Source organism: Novosphingobium sp. KACC 22771 (assembly GCF_028736195.1).
GTDB lineage: Bacteria > Pseudomonadota > Alphaproteobacteria > Sphingomonadales > Sphingomonadaceae > Novosphingobium.
Map to the genome: position 1 here is coordinate 962,174 of NZ_CP117881.1, position 17,487 is coordinate 979,660.

Annotated in this window: 15 protein-coding genes; 1 reads left to right on the top strand and 14 read right to left on the bottom strand. The window is 65.4% G+C overall.

What is annotated here, in order from left to right; translation table 11 throughout:
• The 9 genes from PQ467_RS04220 to PQ467_RS04260 form a co-directional block, all read right to left on the bottom strand.
• Positions 1-606 carry a flagellar basal body-associated FliL family protein gene (locus tag PQ467_RS04220; RefSeq protein WP_274175303.1) on the bottom strand — a complete coding sequence of 202 codons (606 nt, stop codon included), beginning with the start codon at positions 604-606 and terminating at the stop codon, positions 1-3.
• A gap of 34 nt (positions 607-640) precedes the next feature.
• A complete protein-coding gene (locus PQ467_RS04225) occupies positions 641-2,455 on the bottom strand; it encodes a hypothetical protein (protein ID WP_274175304.1) in 1,815 nt (604 codons plus the stop codon).
• Between the two features lie 71 nt (positions 2,456-2,526).
• Complete coding sequence (locus PQ467_RS04230; RefSeq protein WP_274175305.1) at positions 2,527-2,961, bottom strand: hypothetical protein; 435 nt, start codon at positions 2,959-2,961, stop codon at positions 2,527-2,529.
• Positions 2,958-4,289, bottom strand: a complete 1,332-nt coding sequence (locus PQ467_RS04235) for a FliI/YscN family ATPase (RefSeq protein WP_274175306.1) — start codon at positions 4,287-4,289, stop codon at positions 2,958-2,960. Before PQ467_RS04235 ends, PQ467_RS04230 begins: the two co-directional genes overlap by 4 nt.
• Positions 4,289-4,975, bottom strand: coding sequence for a FliH/SctL family protein (locus tag PQ467_RS04240; protein WP_274175307.1), 687 nt, complete (start codon positions 4,973-4,975; stop codon positions 4,289-4,291). Before PQ467_RS04240 ends, PQ467_RS04235 begins: the two co-directional genes overlap by 1 nt.
• Positions 4,968-6,014, bottom strand: a complete 1,047-nt coding sequence (locus tag PQ467_RS04245) for a flagellar motor switch protein FliG (protein ID WP_274175308.1) — start codon at positions 6,012-6,014, stop codon at positions 4,968-4,970. The genes PQ467_RS04240 and PQ467_RS04245 overlap by 8 nt, the downstream gene beginning before the upstream one ends.
• Positions 6,011-7,759 carry a flagellar basal-body MS-ring/collar protein FliF gene (fliF, locus tag PQ467_RS04250; protein WP_274175309.1) on the bottom strand — a complete coding sequence of 583 codons (1,749 nt, stop codon included), beginning with the start codon at positions 7,757-7,759 and terminating at the stop codon, positions 6,011-6,013. Before fliF ends, PQ467_RS04245 begins: the two co-directional genes overlap by 4 nt.
• Before the next feature lie 3 nt (positions 7,760-7,762).
• Positions 7,763-8,143 (bottom strand): flagellar hook-basal body complex protein FliE, encoded by a 381-nt coding sequence (fliE, locus tag PQ467_RS04255; protein WP_274175310.1) that lies wholly within the window; start codon positions 8,141-8,143, stop codon positions 7,763-7,765.
• Positions 8,140-9,474, bottom strand: coding sequence for a sigma-54 interaction domain-containing protein (locus PQ467_RS04260; protein WP_274175311.1), 1,335 nt, complete (start codon positions 9,472-9,474; stop codon positions 8,140-8,142). Before PQ467_RS04260 ends, fliE begins: the two co-directional genes overlap by 4 nt.
• 408 nt (positions 9,475-9,882) lie before the next feature.
• Here PQ467_RS04260 and PQ467_RS04265 point away from each other — a divergent pair, with 408 nt between their 5' ends.
• Positions 9,883-10,713, top strand: coding sequence for a flagellin N-terminal helical domain-containing protein (locus PQ467_RS04265; protein ID WP_274175312.1), 831 nt, complete (start codon positions 9,883-9,885; stop codon positions 10,711-10,713).
• A 152-nt stretch (positions 10,714-10,865) separates the two neighbouring features.
• Here PQ467_RS04265 and PQ467_RS04270 read toward each other — a convergent pair whose 3' ends face one another.
• The 5 genes from PQ467_RS04270 to flgK all read right to left on the bottom strand — a co-directional run bounded on the left by PQ467_RS04270 (position 10,866) and on the right by flgK (position 17,487).
• Entirely contained in the window at positions 10,866-13,292 is a 2,427-nt protein-coding gene (locus PQ467_RS04270; protein WP_274175313.1) for an HAD family hydrolase, read from the bottom strand.
• A gap of 127 nt (positions 13,293-13,419) precedes the next feature.
• Positions 13,420-14,265 (bottom strand): flagellar motor protein MotB, encoded by an 846-nt coding sequence (locus PQ467_RS04275; protein ID WP_274175314.1) that lies wholly within the window; start codon positions 14,263-14,265, stop codon positions 13,420-13,422.
• 12 nt (positions 14,266-14,277) lie between these two features.
• A complete protein-coding gene (gene motA / locus PQ467_RS04280; protein WP_274175315.1) occupies positions 14,278-15,141 on the bottom strand; it encodes a flagellar motor stator protein MotA in 864 nt (287 codons plus the stop codon).
• A gap of 70 nt (positions 15,142-15,211) precedes the next feature.
• On the bottom strand, positions 15,212-16,135 hold the full coding sequence (flgL, locus tag PQ467_RS04285; RefSeq protein WP_274175316.1) for a flagellar hook-associated protein FlgL: 924 nt from the start codon (positions 16,133-16,135) through the stop codon (positions 15,212-15,214).
• Between the two features lie 17 nt (positions 16,136-16,152).
• A complete protein-coding gene (gene flgK / locus PQ467_RS04290) occupies positions 16,153-17,487 on the bottom strand; it encodes a flagellar hook-associated protein FlgK (RefSeq protein WP_274175317.1) in 1,335 nt (444 codons plus the stop codon).

Genomic DNA, 17,487 nt, shown 5'->3' on the forward strand with positions numbered 1-17,487 from the left:
TTACTGAACAAGGAAGCTCTTGAAATAGACGGCATCAACGCCGCCAAAGCCCTCTTCCTCTGTCAGGACATGGTTAATGGAGGCGGTAAGCCGCTTTTGCAGTTTTTCCTTACCTTCCATGGTCGAAACATCCTCTTCGGGCGTGTCGGCCAGCACTTTGAGCATTTCCGAACGGATGGCTAATTCATGCTTTTTCAGCCACATAAGCACGCGCCCATCGCGATGCGTCGAACAGGCGACCGAGATCTGGACCAGCGAGGAAGAATTTTTGAGGTTGGAGGTGAAGTCCTCCGAAAACGTATAATACGAGGTCTTGTAGGGGCTGCCGCCTTCGCCCTCGACTTCCTTGGCCCCGCCTTCGCCTTCCTTGCCCTCGGCGGGTTTGGCGGCATAGGGGTCTTCCTGGCCTTTGCGGATCAGCTTGGGCGAATTGTCTTCCTTGACATGTTCGGCATTGCCGCCCCCGATGATCCCCATTTTGACCATGGCAAAGGCGCCGCCGCCGCCCACCGCCAGCATCAGCACGGCCGTGATCGCGATCAGCATTATCGGGCTTTTGCCCTTGGCGGGTTTATCGCCGGTCTCGGCGGCTTTTTCTTTGCTCATGATCGTGGTCTCTGAATTGTTTCAAGGGAAGGGTTCAGGCCAGAATGCCTGAGCGATATGAGCCCGTGCGGCCCGCAGGCGCTCCGGCTGCGGCATCGGCGGCGGCCTGACCTTGCGGCGCGGGGGTGGGGGTGTTGGCAAAGGGCGCCTGCTGGCGCGTGGCGCCCTGCTGGCCCTGACCACCGGCCTGCCCACTGGAATTTCCGCTGAAATTCCCGCTGAACTGGCCGTTGATCGGGCTGCCGGAGGGGTTGTTCTGGCCCTGATTCTGTTCGCTGTTCTGGCCTGCATCGGCGCTGCTCTGGCTGGCGGCGGCCGGTTGCAGCAGGCTTTGCGCATTGTTCAGGGCGGCCTGCGCGGCGGGGGCAAAGCCGGGATCGCTGCTGGCCATGGCCACCGAGAGATTGTCGCCGTCCTGCCGGATCTGCAACGCGACTCGCCCGAATTCGGCGTGCTGGATTGAGGTTTGCACCCATTGCGCCGGAGCGCCCGCCCGCATCGCCGCGCGCGTTTCCACCAGCCGGTCGACCAGTGCGCTCATATCGCGCGACACGCCGGTTTCGGTGATGGCGGGCGCGGCGGTGCGGCTGGTGTCAGCGCTCGGCTGGCTGCTGTTCAGGGTGGTACCGATCGTATCGGTGAACCTGTCGGTCCCGGCTGCGGGATGATCGCTCGCTGCAGCCTGCCCGCCTTGGTGCAGCGCCAGACCGGCCTGCGGTGCGGCGCCATCGCTGATCGGCGCGGCAGGATCGGTGTCGGCATCCACCGACTGGCCCGGTTTCATGACAGGCTTGGCCCCGGTCGGGGCGCCGGGCGTGGGAGCGGGTGCGGTCGGCACGGCGTATTCTGTGGCGCCCGCCATCGCCCCGCCGAGCGTTTGCAGCGAGGCTGCGGGCATGATCGCGCCGGTCGCCAAGGCTGCCCCTGCCGAATCGGTCGAGGTTGCAGGCGCTGCAGCGAACGGGGCGGCAGGCAGAGTGGTTTGCAGGGCATTCCTGCCCTGACGCCCCGCCATCGCAACCGCTGTGGCGCTGGAGAGATTTTGGCGTTTGGCGCTGGCCTCCGCACTCGACATGCTATTCCCGTTGGCGGAAGCCGAGGGGGTGGCCGACAGCATGGCCGCGCCGGGTGCGGGCGGATTGGGCGCGTCGGCCTGCGGCAAGGCGGCGGCTTGGTCGGCATCGCTGCCGGTTGCCGGTGTTTCGTCTTGCTGGTCGGCGTCATCCTGTGCGCCAAGTTGAGCAGGGGGCTGGGCGACGGATGTGCGGCTGCGCGGCGCGGCGACCATTGCCTTGGCCAGCATCGGTTTGACCACATCCGAGGCGGCGGTGGGTGTGGCGTCGGATGCGGTCTCGCTGGCGGCTTCGGGCGCTTTGTCGATAGGGGCGGGGTCGATAAGAGCGGGGGACAGCGGCAAGTTCTTGCCGCCTACCGGCAAATTGCCGTTTGACGTGGAGGCGGGGGGCTGAATGCCGGACGCATCGCCTTTGGCTGCGCCGTTATCTGCGGTGCCGCCTATCCCTGCCGCGCCATTGCCGCGCAGGGCCGCCATGGTCGCCGGCATGGTCGCCGGCATGGGCGCCAACATGGGCGCAGGTCTGCCCGCCGGATCGATGGCCAAAGGCGGCATCTGCCCCGTCGTCGGATCGCCGACCGGAGCGAAAGCAGGGGTGCCCCCCGCGCCAGGATCCATCAAGGGGGCCGGGTTCGTATCTGTCTGCGCGGCCAGCATCGCCTGAAAGCCGCCCGCATTGCCATCCTCCGCCTGCGCGGCAACGCCCGCCGAACCTGCGCCTAACAGCGCGTTGAGCGGGCTGGAACCGATGGTGAAACTGCTGGCTTCGGGCATGGATGCGGGCTCCGTTGATGGCTGCACCGGCATTCAAAGCAAACTGCGTGCCAAATTTGTAAAAACGCTGTTCAGCCCTGCGTATCGCGGCGCCTGGTGCTCTGGATGGCGCCGGCCATGGCGGCATAGGATTGCCGGGCGGCGATTTGCCGGGCTTGGGCTGTGGCGCGATCCTCGACGGCGGCGCGGCGCCGCTCGGCCATGGCCAATTCCTGCTGGCGCTTGTCGGCAATGGCCTGGGCGCGGTTGGCGTCGGCCTGGGTGGCGGCGCGGATGCCCTGCAGTCCGGCGGCAAAGCGGTTCATCTCGCGCAGGGCCGCGCCATCGGCGATATCGGTGCGCGCCGCATAATCAGCGGCCAATTGCCCGGTCCGCTCCGCCAGTTGCATCATCTGGGTATAGGTGCCTTCGGCGCGGGCGGCCTCGGTGGCAAGGGTCTGCTTGGCGATGGCGCGCACGCGCTCCAGCCTTTGCAGGCGCTTCAGCTTGTCGCGCTCGGCCTTCATCGCGGGCCTTCATGGCCCAGCAGCGCCCCCAATTGCGCCACGGCCTGATCCAGCGTGACCACCGAGCCGCCTTCCTGCGTCAGGAATTGCACCAGAGCGGGATGCATGGCGATGGCGCGGTCCAGTTGCGGATCGGCCCCGGCGCGATAGGCGCCCATCAGCACCAGATCGCGGTTGGCCTCATAGGCCGCCACCAGCGCGCGGAAGGCGCGGGCAAGGCGCTGGTGTTCCTTGCTGGTGATGTCGGTCATCACGCGCGAGAGCGAGGCGGCAATGTCGATGGCCGGATATTGCCCGCGCTGGGCCAGATCGCGGGAGAGGACGATATGGCCATCAAGGATCGAGCGGGCGGTATCGACCACCGGATCATCCTGCGAATCGCCATCGGCCAGCACGGTGTAAAGCCCGGTGATCGAGCCGCCGCTCTGCGCCGAATTGCCTGCGCGTTCGACCAGCTTGGTGATCGTGGCCAGCGCGGATGGCGGATAGCCCCGCGCCGCGCCCGGTTCGCCCAGCAGCAGGCCGATCTCGCGCCCGGCATGGGCCACACGGGTCAGGCTGTCCATGATGAGCAGCACCTTGCGCCCCTGCGCACGGAAATATTCGGCCATGCTGGTTGCCAGCATCGCCCCCCGGATGCGCAGGTTGGGCGCATGGTCGGCGGGCACGGCGATGACGGCGGTGGTGGCGCGTTTGCCGCCCGCCATATGGCGCTCGACAAAATCGGAGACTTCGCGCGCGCGCTCGCCGATCAGGCCGACGATGACGATTTCCGCGCTGGCGCCATGGGCGATCATGTCGAGCAGCACCGATTTGCCCACGCCAGAGCCCGCCATGATGCCGATGCGCTGGCCCACGCCAAAGGTGGTGATGGCGTTGAGCGCGCGGATGCCGGTGTCGAAACTCTGGCGCACCGGGCTGCGGTCCAGCGCGCCCGCGCGCACGCCGCCTGCGGGCCACAGGGCGCGGGGGTGCAAAGGCCCAAGGCCGTCAATCGGCTTGCCCTCGCCATCAACGGCGCGGCCCAGAAACACCTCGCCCACCGGCAGCATGCCCGGCGTGCCCACGGGCCGGACCCGCGCGCCGGGGCGCAGCAGCACCGTATCGCCCAGCAGCATCATCAACGTGCGGCCGTTGCGAAAGCCGATCACCTCGGCGCTCAGCGATTGCCCATTGCCATGGCTGATCCGGCACAGCGCACCCACCGGCACCGACAGGCCCGACACCTCCAGCAAGCCGCCGTCGCAGGCCGCCACCACGCCATAGCGCCGGGGCGAAAGATCAATAGGCCGGGGCTGGCCAAGGACATCGTCGAGTATGCCCAGCATCAGTCCAGCCCGCCCACATCCAGCGCTTCGGCAATGGCGCGGCGCCATTGTTCGGGGCCGTCCTCGGCGCCGCCCGCCTCGGTGCCGCCGCTGCGGCTTTCAACGCGGATCGCGCCGCGCGCCACGGTCGGGTCGCCCTGCACATGCCATTCATTGGGCAGGCGGGGCCGGATCGCCGCCAGGTCTTCCGGGTGCAGCCGGATCAGGCGGTCATCATCGGCGCGGTTGAACATGGCGGCGGCGCGCTCGATCCGGCGCATCAGCGCGTCCTTGTCCAGCGCCAGCGGCGCAAGGCAGCTTTCGCACAGCGCGATCACGGTTTCCATCAAACGCTGGCGGAATTGCTCGGCCAATTCGCCGTCCAGCCGCCGCATGGCCAACTCCATCCGCCCGCGCGCCTCATCGGCGCCGGCGGCGGCCTGCTGCGCGGCCTCCTGCGCATCGGCCCAGCCTTGCGCATAGGCATCGGCGCGGGCCTCCTCGACAGGGTCGGGTTCGGGGGTAAATTCGGGCACGATGACCGGGGCCGGGGCGACCGCAGGCGCCGGGGCCATATCGGCCTCAAACCGCATCCGCATGACCGACAGAGGGCGCGGCAAAGCCTCGTCGAGCACGCGCAGCCCGGCAAAGCGCGCATCGGGCGTAAACCCCCCGCCGCCGCCCAGCATGGCGCCCAGATCAGACATAATCGTCCTCGCCGCTGCCGAAGGAGATCACGCCCTCGGCGGCCAGACGGCGCGCGGCGGCCACGATCTGTTTTTGCGCCTCGACGCAATCGGCCATTTTCAACCGGCCACGGCTGGCGATCTCGTCCTTGACGCCATCGGCGGCGCGGCTGGACATAGCGGCGAAGAACACGTCGCGCTGGTCCTCGGCAATGCCCTTGAGCGCGTTGATCAGAATGTCGCTCTCCACCTCGCGCAGCAGCGCGCCCATGGATTTGGGATCGAGTTCGAACAGATGCTCGAATTTGAACATCTCGTTCTCGATCGCGCGGGCTAGCGCCTTGTCCATCTTGGTGATCTCGGGAATGACGCGCTTTTCGACGGTCTTGGCCGAGTTATTGATGATTTCGGCGGCGTTTTTCGCGCCCCCCATCGACAAGGTGCCGCGCCCGTGAAACTCGATGATCCGCCGGCTGAGCAATTCCTCCAGCATCAGGAGCGCCTCGGGGCTGACGGGCCCCATCGTGGCCACGCGATGCACCACCTGCGTCTGTTGATCGGGGGGCAGCGAATGCAGCACCTTGGCCGCGACATCGGCCTCAAGCTGGACCAGCAGCACGGCAATCGCCTGGGGATGCTCGCCACGCACCAGCGGCACGATGGCCGCCGGGTTAAGCCATTTGGTGATTTCCAGCGGGGTGGCGGGCGGCGCCTCAGGGGCGATCCGCTCCATCAGATTGTCGGCCTTGATCGTGCCCACCGCGCGGCGCATCATGCCATGTACGCGGTCGGTGCGGCCCCATGCGTGGATGCCCAGCTTTTCGGTGCGCGCGGCAAAACCATCGACCGCGCGGCAAATCGCCTCCGGCCCGATTTCGCCCAGAGCGCACATCTTTTGCCCCAGTAACTGCAATTCTGCCGGGCTCAATTGCCCCAGCATCCGGCTGGCCTGATCCTCGTCCAGCAGCATCACCAGCACGGCGGCGGCCTCGGCGTCCGAGAGGGGCGGCATGGCCAGCGCCTGCGCGCCGGTGGTGTCAACGGTGTTCATCTCGCTCATGCGGTGGGCGCCTCTTCATGGGTGGGCTGCTGCAACATCTGGCGCAGGGCAATGACCGCCGTGTCCGGCTTGGTCTCGACGATCTGCTGGGCAAGGCCGACCTGTCGCTCGATCATGTCGGCGTCGATGGTTTGCGGTTCGGGCTCGCGGTTGCGCGGCGAAATGGCGGCAAGACCCGGCGGTTCGGCAGCGGTCGGGGCGGCCTCGACCGCTTCTGTGCTTTCCTCCTCGACGGCGGCCTTGCTCTTGGCCTTATCGGCTTTTTCGGCCTTGGCGGATTTTTTGGGCGGTGCGGGCTTGTCGCCCCGGATCGCCTTGATCAGCGGGCGCACGCCCAGCAGCAGCACCATCAGCGTGCCCAGCAGCATCGCGCCATAATGCAGCGCGCGGGCAAACCACGGCGCTTCATAAAACGGCACCGCCGCGGCCGAGACCGGCTCGAAGCTGCGCACCACCACGGCCACCTGATCGCCGCGCGCCGGATCGGCGCCCACGGCGGCGGAAACCAGCGATTTGATCTGGTCGATGTCGCTCTGCTTGGCCTTGGCCATCGCCTTGGACGACAGCGCGACCGCGACCGACAGGCGGCGGATACGGCCCGGCCCGCGATTGGTCACGGCCACTTCGCGGCCCAGCTCGTAGTTCTTGCTGGCGCTGGTTTCGCTGGCGGTGGGGGCCGCGCCCGTTGCGGCGGCGGCGGGCGCGGCCTGCGGCGCGCCGGGCGAAGGCTGGGTGGTGGGGGGGGGCGTGTTCGACAGTGTGCCGGGGATGCCCGAAGGCTGCGGCGTTGCGGCCTGCTGGCTCTGCTGGCTGGTTTCGCTGCGCACAACGCCCTGCTTGTCATAAGACTCGCGCGCGCTGGTCACCTGCTCCATGTCCAGATCGATCTGGATCTCGCTGGTGAAATTGTCATCGCCCAGCATGGGAGTGAGCAGCGCGGCCACCTGACCATGCAGCTTTTCCTCCATGCGGGCCTGCATTTCCAGCCGGTCGCTGTCCGCGCCGCCGCGATCGGTCAGCAGGCGGCCGCGTTGATCGACCACGCGCACCGCATCGGGCGAAAGGCCGGGCACCGAGCCCGCCACCAGATTGACGACTGCCTGCACCTGATTGTCGGAAAGCTGGCGCCCGTCGGCAAGGCGCAGCATGACCGAGGCCGAGGGGGCGATCTGATCGCGCACAAAGACCGACTTTTCGCCCTCGGCAATATGGACGCGCACCGACTGAACGCCGTCGATTTCCTTGATCGAGAGCATCAGTTCATGTTCGCGCGCGGCGCGCAGGCGTTCGCCTTCCAGCGCGCGGCTGGCGCCCATCGGCAATTTGTCGAGGCTGTCATTGGCCGTATCGGGCATCGAGAGCGTGCCGCTCTGCGCCACGACCATGCGCGCCTTGTAAAGGTTGCTTTCGTCCACCGTCAGCGTGCCGGTGGCATTGTCGATCGAATAGGTGATCTTGGCCTTGTCGAGCTGTTCGGCGACATTGGCGCGCTCGCCATCATCCAGATGCGAATAGAGCACCCGCTGGGGCGGCTGGGCCAACATGCCCCATGCCAAAGCGCCCGCGCCCAGCAGAGACATGCCCGCAAACCACGGCAGCGCCTTTTTGACCGGCCCCTGGCCCAGAAAGGCGCGGGCGCGGGCCATCGGCGGCCCGGCATCGGGCGCGGTCAGGGGCGTGAGGATCGAGCCCGGCGTCGTGGCGGGCAACCCGCTCATTTCGGCGGCCGGAACAAGGTCAGCCATTTATCAGACCCCCATCTTCATGATGTCTTGATAGGCGGAGAGCAGCTTGTTGCGCACCTGCAGCGTGGCCTCAAAGCCCACCGAGGCTTCCTGCCGCGCCAGCATCACCTTGGCGACATCCTGCGTCTGGCCGGTTTCATAGGCCGTGGTCAGCTGGTCCGCGCGCTGCTGGGTGGCGTTGACCGACTGCATCGCATCGTTGAGGCGGTCGGTGAAAAGACCCTGACCGGAACTCGCGCCGACCGATTGGGTCTGGGGCGCGTGGATCTGTTGCAGGATCTGCGATTTTTCGATGATCTGGGCGCGCAATTGCATGATCTCGCGCAGGCCCGATGCCCCGCCCCATGCGCTGCTGCCGCCCGCAATGCCCCCGATGCTGCTCATCTGCGGCCTCCGCCCACAGCCGCCACCGGCATCCCGGCTTCACGCAGAGAGGCCAGACGGTAGCGCAAGGTGCGCTCGGAAATGCCCAATTGGCGTGCGGCGGCGATCCGGCTGCCGCCACAGGCCGCCAGCGTTTCAAGGATCGCCTTGGCCTCGCTGACCTGCACGATGCTGGCCAGTTTGCGCGTGCCCGATGCGCCCGGCTGGGGCATTTCGGGCGACGGGATCGGTTCTTCGGCCATCGCCGGTTCCTCGACCAGCTTGGCCACGCAATCGAAACGGATATGCTCAGGGCCGATCTGGGCGCTGGGCGAACCGCCCAGCCCTTCGGCCAGCAGCAGCGCGCGGCGGATCACATTTTCCAGCTCACGCACATTGCCCGGCCAGCCATGCGTGCGCAGCATGTGCAGCGCATCCTCGCCGATCCAGGGTACCGCGCGATGGGCGGGCGTATGGCGCATGGCCAGCGCAAAGGCGAGCGGGGCGATATCCTCGGGCCGCTCGCGCAGCGGTTTGAGCGCCAGAGGAAACACATTGAGGCGATAGAACAGATCGGCGCGGAACCGTCCCTGCGCCACCTCGGTGGGCAGATCGCGGTTGGCCGCGGCAATGATGCGGACATCGAAACGCACCGGCTGGGTCGCGCCGATCGGCACCACTTCGCCTTCCTGAAGCGCGCGCAGCAATTTGGCCTGCAACGCCAGCGGCATTTCGGCAATCTCGTCAAGCAGCAGCGTGCCGCCGTCGGCTGCGCGGAAGAAACCCTCGTTGGCGCTGGTCGCGCCGGTAAAGGCGCCCTTGGTATGGCCGAACAAAAGGGCTTCGAGCATGGCCTCGGGCATGGCGGCACAGTTAACGGCAATGAAGGGGCCATTACGGCGCGGGCTGCTGTCGTGGATATAGCGGCTGAGCACTTCCTTGCCGGTTCCGGTGGGGCCGCCGATGAGCACGGGAATATCGCTCATCGCCAGCCTTTCGGCCATGGCCAGCACCGAGAGCGAATCGGGATCTGCCGCCACCGGACCGCCCAAAGTGGCACAAGAGATTAACGCGGCCAGCGCGTCCTCTCCGGCAGGGTCCGCATAGTTGAGCGCGAAGTGCGGCCTGCGCCCGCCGCGCGGCGTGGGCAGCCGGTCGATCCGGTTCGTCCGCCCTTGAAACAGGGCGATGGTCGTGCGGTCATCACCATGCATGCAGGCTTTGCCGACCGCCTCGCCCTCGATCAGGCGCAGCCGTCCGGCATTGCCCATCGTGGCGATAACCGCCCCGGCACGCTGAACCAGCGGGGCGTGCCGCTGTGCCGTGCTGTTGGTGACCTCGATATAGTCCATTGTTTCCCAGTCCCGGATTTAACCATTCCCGAGAAGGGTTTTGCCAGCCCGACGTCAAAATCCGGCGTTATTTAAGGCCTAGTAACAATCCTTATATTGCCCAATTCGGCCTCCCGATTTCCGGCGGTTGGGGGCCGCTTGCCCAACGACGGGCAAAAAAATTTTCTTTCCGGGCTTAATTGGGAGGGGCGGCAGCCGTTGCGGGGGCGCCATTTCGGGTTTGATTCGTTACCGCGTGCATGGCCGGGCGAATCACCTGACAGGATCGAAACACCCCGCGCCGGGCCCTGTGCAGAAATTTTCGATGAAGGGCTTAAAACTGCGATCTCCCGGCCGCTCTAGTGGCTGGCAGCCAGTACCGGATGGACCGGCGGGCTGGCAACCTACGGGACAAATCGGGAGTAAATCATGACTGTCATCAACACCAACGTTAACGCCCTTCAGGCCACCAATGCTTCGAACCGTGCGGCCAACATGACCTCGCAGGCCATGACCCGCCTGTCGACCGGCACGCGCATCAACTCGGCCGCCGACGACGCCGCCGGCCTTGCCATCTCGACCTCGATGACCAGCCAGATCAACGGTATGAACCAGGGCATCAAGAACGCCAACGACGGCATCTCGCTGGCCCAGACGGCGCAAGGGTCGCTGACCGAAGTGACCAACATGATGCAGCGCGTTCGCGAACTGTCGGTTCAGTCGGCCTCGGGCACCTATCAGGATACCGACCGCGAGGACATGCAGCAGGAAGTGAACTCGCTCAAGACCCAGATCACCAGCATTCTGGGCGACACCAAGTTCAACGGCAACGCCCTGTTCAACACCACCGGCGCCGGTTCGGCCGCCACCACCTCGTTCTCGATCCAGGCCGGTGCGAACACCACCGACACGATCACGCTGACCTCGCAGGGCATCGACTGGGACGCCCAGAAGGCCAATATCGACGTTACGAGCAGCGGTTCGGCCTCGGCCACCATCGACAAGATGGACACGCTGATCCGTCAGGTTTCGACCGCGGCGGCCAGCTTCGGCGCCGGTCAGAGCCAGCTCCAGGCGGCGGTCAACAACCTGACCAACAACTCGACCAACCTCTCGGCCGCCCGCAGCCGCATTCAGGACACCGACTATTCGGCCGAATCGACCGCGATGGCCAAGGCCCAGATCCTCTCGCAGGCCTCGACCGCGATGATCGCCCAGGCCAACCAGAGCCAGCAGAATGTCCTCTCGCTGCTCAAGTAAGCCGCGATCCGGATAATTCCCGGAACGGCCCGGTGCTTCCCCCAAAGGGAGGCGCCGGGTCTTTCCGCGTTTTGTTTCCCGATTTGCGCCGGTCCATAAAAAACGCCGCGTCCCGGTTGGGGCGCGGCGTTTTGTCTTGGCGGCTCGCGGGATCAGGCCGGGGCGCTCTCCTTCCACGTCACCGGGCGGAACACCACCAGCAACATCATGGGCGTATCATCGCGGCGCGGCGGCGGGTTGATCAGCGCAAAGCCATGGGGCGAGGTGCAATGCCACAGATTGGCCGCCACCGCCTCGATCCCCTCCAGCAGCGGCGCCATGGCGATCTCGCGGCTGGCCGTGTCGTGCTTGTTGTTCAGATGCTCGGCCTGGGGCAGGGCGGTGATCGAATAGACCTCTACCCAGTCGAACAGCGCGCCGAACTGGATCGCGGCGGTAAAGCGGCAATCGCCAATGGGAATGCACAGGCTGTGATAGCCGTTATGCGTGGGCAGCGCGTTGAAGCGGGTTTCGACCACTTCCTGACCGTTGCTGTAGATCGTGGGCACGAGGAAGCCGCCCTCGGCCACGAAATCGCTCACATTGAGCATCATGCCGAAACGGCTGGTGGCCAGATAGGCGAGGCGGGTGGCCATGCCTTCCTCGGACATTTCGGCGGGCAGGAACATGCGCCGTGCGCCTTTCAGATAGAACAGACCCTGCTGGCGCAGGCCCTTTTGCGCATGGCCCTTGTCAAACAGGGCGATGGTTTCATCCGTGCCCAGATTGACGTCATGCTCGAAACTTTCAAACACACCCAATTCATAGGGCATGGGCAGGAACATCAGGCGAGTCAGCGTGGCGGCATTGGCGCGGCGCCAGTGTTCGGCCTCCATCGCCGGATCGCGGCTGGCGCGCTGGCTGGCGGCGGGCTGGGTTTCGGCAAAATGCAGGCATCCTTGCTGGGCTGCCTCGCGGATCGCGCTCTGGGCCTGCTTGATGTCATTGGCGCGGCGGATCGGGGCGCCCTTTTCGGTATAGTCGATCACCGAGCCTTGGGTGTTGGTGCAGAATTGTTCAAACACCGCCACATTGTTGGCCATGGCGTTAAGCGCATCATGGTCATAATGGCGCTCGTCGAAATAGCCCGCCTTGTCCAGCCCGCTCATCTCCACCTCGCGCAGCAGCAGATAGCGCCCCGCGACATGCACCCCCAGCGCCTCGGCCAGCAGCGCGTCGATCCGGTTCTGGACCGAGCCGTTATAGCCAAGGTCGACCAGCATCAGCGTGTCGTCGGGTTTGGGGGCGGCGGTCTGGCGGATATGGGTGATGATGCGGTCGGCCATGCGGCGCGCGGCTTTGTGGATAAAGCGGCGGATCTCGCGCCGGTCCAGCAAGGCATAGAGCGCCTGTGTGCCCTTCGTCTTGTCGGGAATCGCGGCCAGTTTCTTGACCTCGGCGGGCGGGGCCAGCAATTGGCGCGCGATCACGGCCGGGTCGGTGCCCAACTGGTCCTCGACATAGGTGTCGATGGCCGCGTCATGGGTAAAGGTGGCCGCCGTGGCGGTAAAGCGGCTGATCTCGACGGCATGGCCCTGATCGCCGCCGCGCCGTTGATGCACCAGCATCGGCAGATGCCCGTCGCGCATCAGGAACAATCGGTGGACCGCCCCGCCATGGCGTTGTTGCAGCGCATCGGCCTGTTCGTCCAGCCAGCGGTCATAGCCGGTAAACACCGGCCCCAGCACGGCATAGCCGAAATGCTGGGCCGTATCGGTCAATTGCGGCGTCCATTGCGCCAGCGCGGCGCGGTGGGGCTGGGGGGCGGCCAGCGTGCCTTTGCCATCGGAGAGCAGCGTGTCGAGGCAAGCCTCGAGCCGGAGCTGGCGTTCGATTTCGGCATGGAATTGTTTAAGGTGGACCGCCTGCACGCCAAAGGGCGTCACGCCGCGCACGTCGGCCTTCAGATTGTCGCCGATATGCAGCACGGCCGCCGCATCCACCCCCAGTTCGGGCAGAACATGGCGATAAAGCCCGCGCGCCTTGGGCAGGCGCCAATGCGACGAGACGAAGACTCGGTCGATCATCGCCGAGAGTTCCTCACCCCCCGCCCGCGCGATCAGTTCGCGCAGCATGGCCTCACTCAGATAGGTGTCCGAAACGATCACCACATGCATGCCGCGCGCCTTGGCCCGGCGGATCAGTTCGACCGTGGGGGTAAAGGCATAGCAATGGGTGGCCTCGGCATCCAGCTCGGCGCGGATCGCGGCCTCGCGCGCCTGCGCCGAGGCGCCGGGCATCAGTTTTTCATAGATTTCCGCAATGGTCACATCCTCGCCGCGCACCATCAGATGGGCGGCGCGGCGGGCGGCCTCCTCGGCGCGCGCGCGCTGGGGCCCGGCCATGCCCGGCAAGACCTTGAACACATCAATCGGGCGATAGGTGTCGCGCCAGATCAGCGTGTCGAAACAGTCGAGGCTGAGCACCTGCGCCTGGGGGAAATCCTCCAGCACATCGGGCAATTCGTGGGGCAGAACTTCGCTGCGGGCGGGAATGACCCGATCGGATGCCAGCGTGGCGTGGTCGAGTGGCGCAGACATGATGAGGCTCCATGCTTAGACGGAGCCGTGCCTCGTGCCGAATACAGCGCCGGACCTCGCCCCGTTCCTGTATTGCCGGGAAGTAAATGGGCGAGGTGAAGAAGCCGTCGCTGCGCCCTACGCAGCTTTACTGGTAATTGAGCAGGATCGACATGCGCCGGTTGCGCGCATCATTGGGATTGTCGGCAATCAACGGTTCGCGGTCGGCCACGCCCTCGATCCGGCGAAAACGCGTCTCGCCCAGACCATCGCGCATCAGCGCCTGGCGCGTGGCCTCGGCGCGGCCCGCCGATAGCGACCAGTTGTTGATCATATCGGTGCGCTTCCATTTCAACCCGTCGGTATGGCCGCGAATGGTCAGGCCGCCGTCTTCCTCCTTCAGCACCGAGCCGATGGCGTGGAGCAATTGCACCGCATCGGGGGTCAGGATCGTCGTGCCCAACTGGAACATCGAGAAATCGGCGTCATCGACCAGATCGAGACGGATCCCCTCGGGCGTGGGCGTGACCTTGAGCGTGCGCGCCAGCTTCTTCAGCTTTTCCGTGGCCGACAGCTTTTGCTGCAGCTTTTGCGTCAGCGAGGCGACCTTCTTGACCTTGCTGCCGCCTTCCTTGGGGCCGCCAGTGGTGTCGCGCGGGATGGTCATCGTGCGCGTGCCGGTCTGGCCCTTGCGGTTGGGATAATCGTCCACATCGGTCAGCGAGTCGCCATGCAGCAACCCGTTCGAACCGGCGCTGCCCTGACGCGTCTTGACCAGCGTGGGGGTGAAATAGTCGGCCACGCCCTTGCGCTGCTTCTCCGTGGTTGCGCCCAGCAGCCACATCAGCAGAAAGAACGCCATCATCGCGGTTACAAAGTCGGCATAGGCCACTTTCCACGCGCCGCCATGATGGCCGCCGGCCACCACGGTGATCTTCTTGACGATGATGGGGGCCGGGATCTCGTTTTTGCCCGGTTTTTTCGGCGGCGCCATCGCAGGGCTCCCTTAACGCCCGCGCAGCGCGTCGAGTAGCTCGGACAGGCCGGGCCGGTAATCATGGCTCAGGCCCGAACGCGCGCTTTCCACCACCAGCGGCTGGGGCCAGCCATGCAGCGACGCGATGATGACCTGTTTGACGCAATTGAAGATCTGCGCATCGGCCTCATTCACCTGTTGCAGGCGTCCGGCCATCGGCCCCACGATGCCATAGGCCAGCATCACGCCCATGAACGTGCCAACCAGCGCCGAACCGATCATCGCGCCCAGCACCGAAGGCGGCTTGTCGATCGAGCCCATGGTTTTCACCACGCCCAGCACCGCCGCCACAATACCCAGCGCGGGCAGGGCGTCGCCCAGATTCTGAATGGCATGCTGGGGGTGTTCAAGGCTGCTCAGATGAGTCTTGATCGCATTGTCCATCACATCCTCGACCGCATGCACCTCCAGCGTGCCCGAGGACACCACGATCAGCGTCAGCGTGTCGCAGATCAGGTCGGTCAGCTCGTGATTGGCCAACAGGCGCGGATATTCGGCAAAGATGGCCGAGCTCTTGGGGTCCTGCACATGGCTTTCCATCGCCACCGGCCCTTCGGTGCGCAGCAGTTTCATCAGCTTGGTGGTCAGTGCGATGACATCAATGTGGTCCTGCTTGTTATGGCGCGGGCCCTTGAACACCTTGCCAAAACCGCCGCCCAGCGCTTTGAGGCCATGCATGTCATTGCCGATGATCAGGGCCGCAATGCCCGCACCGCCAATGGTCGCCACTTCGTGCGGAATGGCCTCGAACACCGGGCCAAGCGCGCCGCCGGTCATGGCAAAGACGCCAAACACCGCGGCGAAGAGAACGACTAAACCGATAACGGGAAACATGGTTAACGTCCTTTGCCGGTCAAAAATGTGCCGCCACGAGCGGGCACGGCAGGAAAAAGGGGAAGGCCGATCAGTTCAGCATCGAGAAGAGCGACAGATTGGCCACTTTCACAAAACTGGACTGCGCGGCCTGCAGCACGGTCATCTGCTGGCTTAGCTTGGCGATGGTGGCGGCCAGATCGGTGCCCCCCACATCAGCCTCGCGATTGGCGCGCTGGGTGGCGGTCTGGGTCTGGATGTTCGATGTCGTGTTGATCCAGTCCAACCGCGCGCCCACCACGGTCTGGCTGGCCGAAACCGAAGCGGTGGCCGCGCCCAGATCGTCGAGCGCGTTTTTCGCCGCCGCCACCGCCGCTGCGCTGGAGGAAGGATTTTGTAGCGCATTGGCCAGCGATTTGACCGTGGTCAGCAGGTTTTTCGACACGCCGCCGGATTGGAAATCGAGAAATTCCGGCCCGGTCACCCCGGTCGTTACCGAAAGCCCCGGCCCCAGCGAGAGGGTGGAGGCGGTAGCCGTGCCCTGATAGGTGGGCGCGCCGGTGGTGGGATCAAACGTATAGGCGTTGCCGGTGGCCTCGCCGCCAAACAGGGGGTTGCCCTGCGCGTCCTTGGTGTTGGCAAGGCTCGCGAGGCTGTCGTAAAAGGCGCCGATCTGCTGGCCGACCGATGCGCGCTGGCTGTCGTTCAGCGTCGATGAGGCGGCTTGGGTGGCCAGCGTGGTAATCTGGGAAAGAATGTCGGTGAACTGGCTCAGCGTATCGTCGGTCTGGGTCAGCAGCGTCTTGGCCGCGCCGGCATTGGCCTTGTCGGCGCCCGCCAGCGTGTCGGCGGCCTGAAGCGCGCGCATCTGGGCGGCGGCCAGCGGATTGTCGCGCGAATGCTGGATCGTATAGCCGGTGCTGATCTGGGCCTGCAGCTTCTCGGTCTGCTTGCGCAGATCGGTCATCGAGGCGATCGCGTTCTGGTAAAAGGCGCTGGTGCTGACATTGGTCATGGGGTTTGGCCTTTTCGTTACAGATTCAGCAATTGGTCGAAGAGGGTAGAGGCTACCTGAATAACCTTGCTCGAAGCCTGATAAGCCTGTTGGTATCGTACCAGAGCCGCCGCCTCGGTATCGAGATCAACCCCCGATGCCGCGGCCAGCGAAGTCTTGGCGTTGGTGGCGATGGCGTCAAAGGCGTCGCGCATCGTGGAATTGCTGGAAACCGCGCTCGACAGGCCGAACAGATAGTCGTTCATCTGGCCCGAGACATTGGCGTTGTTCAGCGCATTGATCATCGCGTTCAGATTGCTGCCGTTCTGGCTGCTGGCGGTCGATCCGGCCGATGCGGCGGCCAATTGCCGGGGGCTGGTCAACGCCATGGCCATATCGGCCGCGCCGGTGCCGCCAAACATCGGCGCGCCGGTGGACCCGTCCTGATCGACGCCATTGGCCTGCGCGGTGTTGACCGTAGTGATCATGGCGCTTGCCACATTGTCCAGCCCCGACAAGGCCGTTACGCCTGCGCTGATCGCCTGCTGCTCTCCGGCCAGCGAACCGCCGGTCGGAGTAATCGCCGTGCTGCCCAGCGCAAAGCTGATGTTGCCATCGCTTGCCGTGGTCATGCTCAAGGCCGCCGAAGTGGCGCGGTCGACCAGCGTGGTGCCGGTGCCTGTGCCCAATTGCACGGTGACGGTGTTGTCGGGGTTGATCGTGGTGTTGATATTGGTGATCGCGGCCATCTTTTGCAGGATGGTGTCGCGTTCATCGAGCAGGCCCGCGCTGTTGCTGGCCGGGTCGACATCGGTGGCGATCCGCACGTTCAGCCTGGCCAGATTGGCGGCCAGATCGTTGAGATCCTTGACGCCCGCAGCGGCCTCGCTCTGCATGCCGCTCACGGCCGATTTCAGGCCCGTGCTGGCCGCATTGAAACTTTGCGCCATTGTGCGCGCGGCCTCGACCACATTGGCGCGCAGCGAGGAATTGGCCGGGCTGGCGGTCATTTGCGACAGGGCGGACTGGAAATTGGTGATCGCGGTAAAGACGCCCGAATTGTCCGCCGTATCCGACAATTGGGTCAAACCTTCGACCAGCGTGTCCGAGCGCGTGGCATCCGATGTGGTGCGGCGCACCTCGGCCTGGTCAAAACTCGATACATTGCGCGTGATGCCCGTGACGCGCACGCCCAACTGGGTGACCTCGCCATAGCTGCCGCGCAGATTGTTGGCCGACAGTTCATTTTGCGCCACGCTGCGCCGAACATAGCCATCGGTGCCCGCATTGGCGATGTTCTGCGATGTCACTTCCAGCGCGGCGCGCGCGGCGCGAAGGCCGCTCGATGCGATGGAGATCATGTTGGCGCTCAT

What these genes read in the sequence shown, in the direction of transcription:
- PQ467_RS04265 (WP_274175312.1), top strand. Translation starts at nt 9,883, where the DNA reads ATGACTGTCATCAACACCAACGTTAACGCCCTTCAGGCCACCAATGCT.
- PQ467_RS04240 (WP_274175307.1), bottom strand. Translation starts at nt 4,975, where the DNA reads ATGTCTGATCTGGGCGCCATGCTGGGCGGCGGCGGGGGGTTTACGCCC.
- fliE (WP_274175310.1), bottom strand. Translation starts at nt 8,143, where the DNA reads ATGAGCAGCATCGGGGGCATTGCGGGCGGCAGCAGCGCATGGGGCGGG.
- motA (WP_274175315.1), bottom strand. Translation starts at nt 15,141, where the DNA reads ATGTTTCCCGTTATCGGTTTAGTCGTTCTCTTCGCCGCGGTGTTTGGC.
- flgK (WP_274175317.1), bottom strand. Translation starts at nt 17,487, where the DNA reads ATGAGCGCCAACATGATCTCCATCGCATCGAGCGGCCTTCGCGCCGCG.
- PQ467_RS04235 (WP_274175306.1), bottom strand. Translation starts at nt 4,289, where the DNA reads ATGCTGGGCATACTCGACGATGTCCTTGGCCAGCCCCGGCCTATTGAT.
- PQ467_RS04245 (WP_274175308.1), bottom strand. Translation starts at nt 6,014, where the DNA reads ATGAGCGAGATGAACACCGTTGACACCACCGGCGCGCAGGCGCTGGCC.
- PQ467_RS04275 (WP_274175314.1), bottom strand. Translation starts at nt 14,265, where the DNA reads ATGGCGCCGCCGAAAAAACCGGGCAAAAACGAGATCCCGGCCCCCATC.
- PQ467_RS04270 (WP_274175313.1), bottom strand. Translation starts at nt 13,292, where the DNA reads ATGTCTGCGCCACTCGACCACGCCACGCTGGCATCCGATCGGGTCATT.
- PQ467_RS04225 (WP_274175304.1), bottom strand. Translation starts at nt 2,455, where the DNA reads ATGCCCGAAGCCAGCAGTTTCACCATCGGTTCCAGCCCGCTCAACGCG.
- PQ467_RS04220 (WP_274175303.1), bottom strand. Translation starts at nt 606, where the DNA reads ATGAGCAAAGAAAAAGCCGCCGAGACCGGCGATAAACCCGCCAAGGGC.
- PQ467_RS04260 (WP_274175311.1), bottom strand. Translation starts at nt 9,474, where the DNA reads ATGGACTATATCGAGGTCACCAACAGCACGGCACAGCGGCACGCCCCG.
- fliF (WP_274175309.1), bottom strand. Translation starts at nt 7,759, where the DNA reads ATGGCTGACCTTGTTCCGGCCGCCGAAATGAGCGGGTTGCCCGCCACG.
- flgL (WP_274175316.1), bottom strand. Translation starts at nt 16,135, where the DNA reads ATGACCAATGTCAGCACCAGCGCCTTTTACCAGAACGCGATCGCCTCG.
- PQ467_RS04230 (WP_274175305.1), bottom strand. Translation starts at nt 2,961, where the DNA reads ATGAAGGCCGAGCGCGACAAGCTGAAGCGCCTGCAAAGGCTGGAGCGC.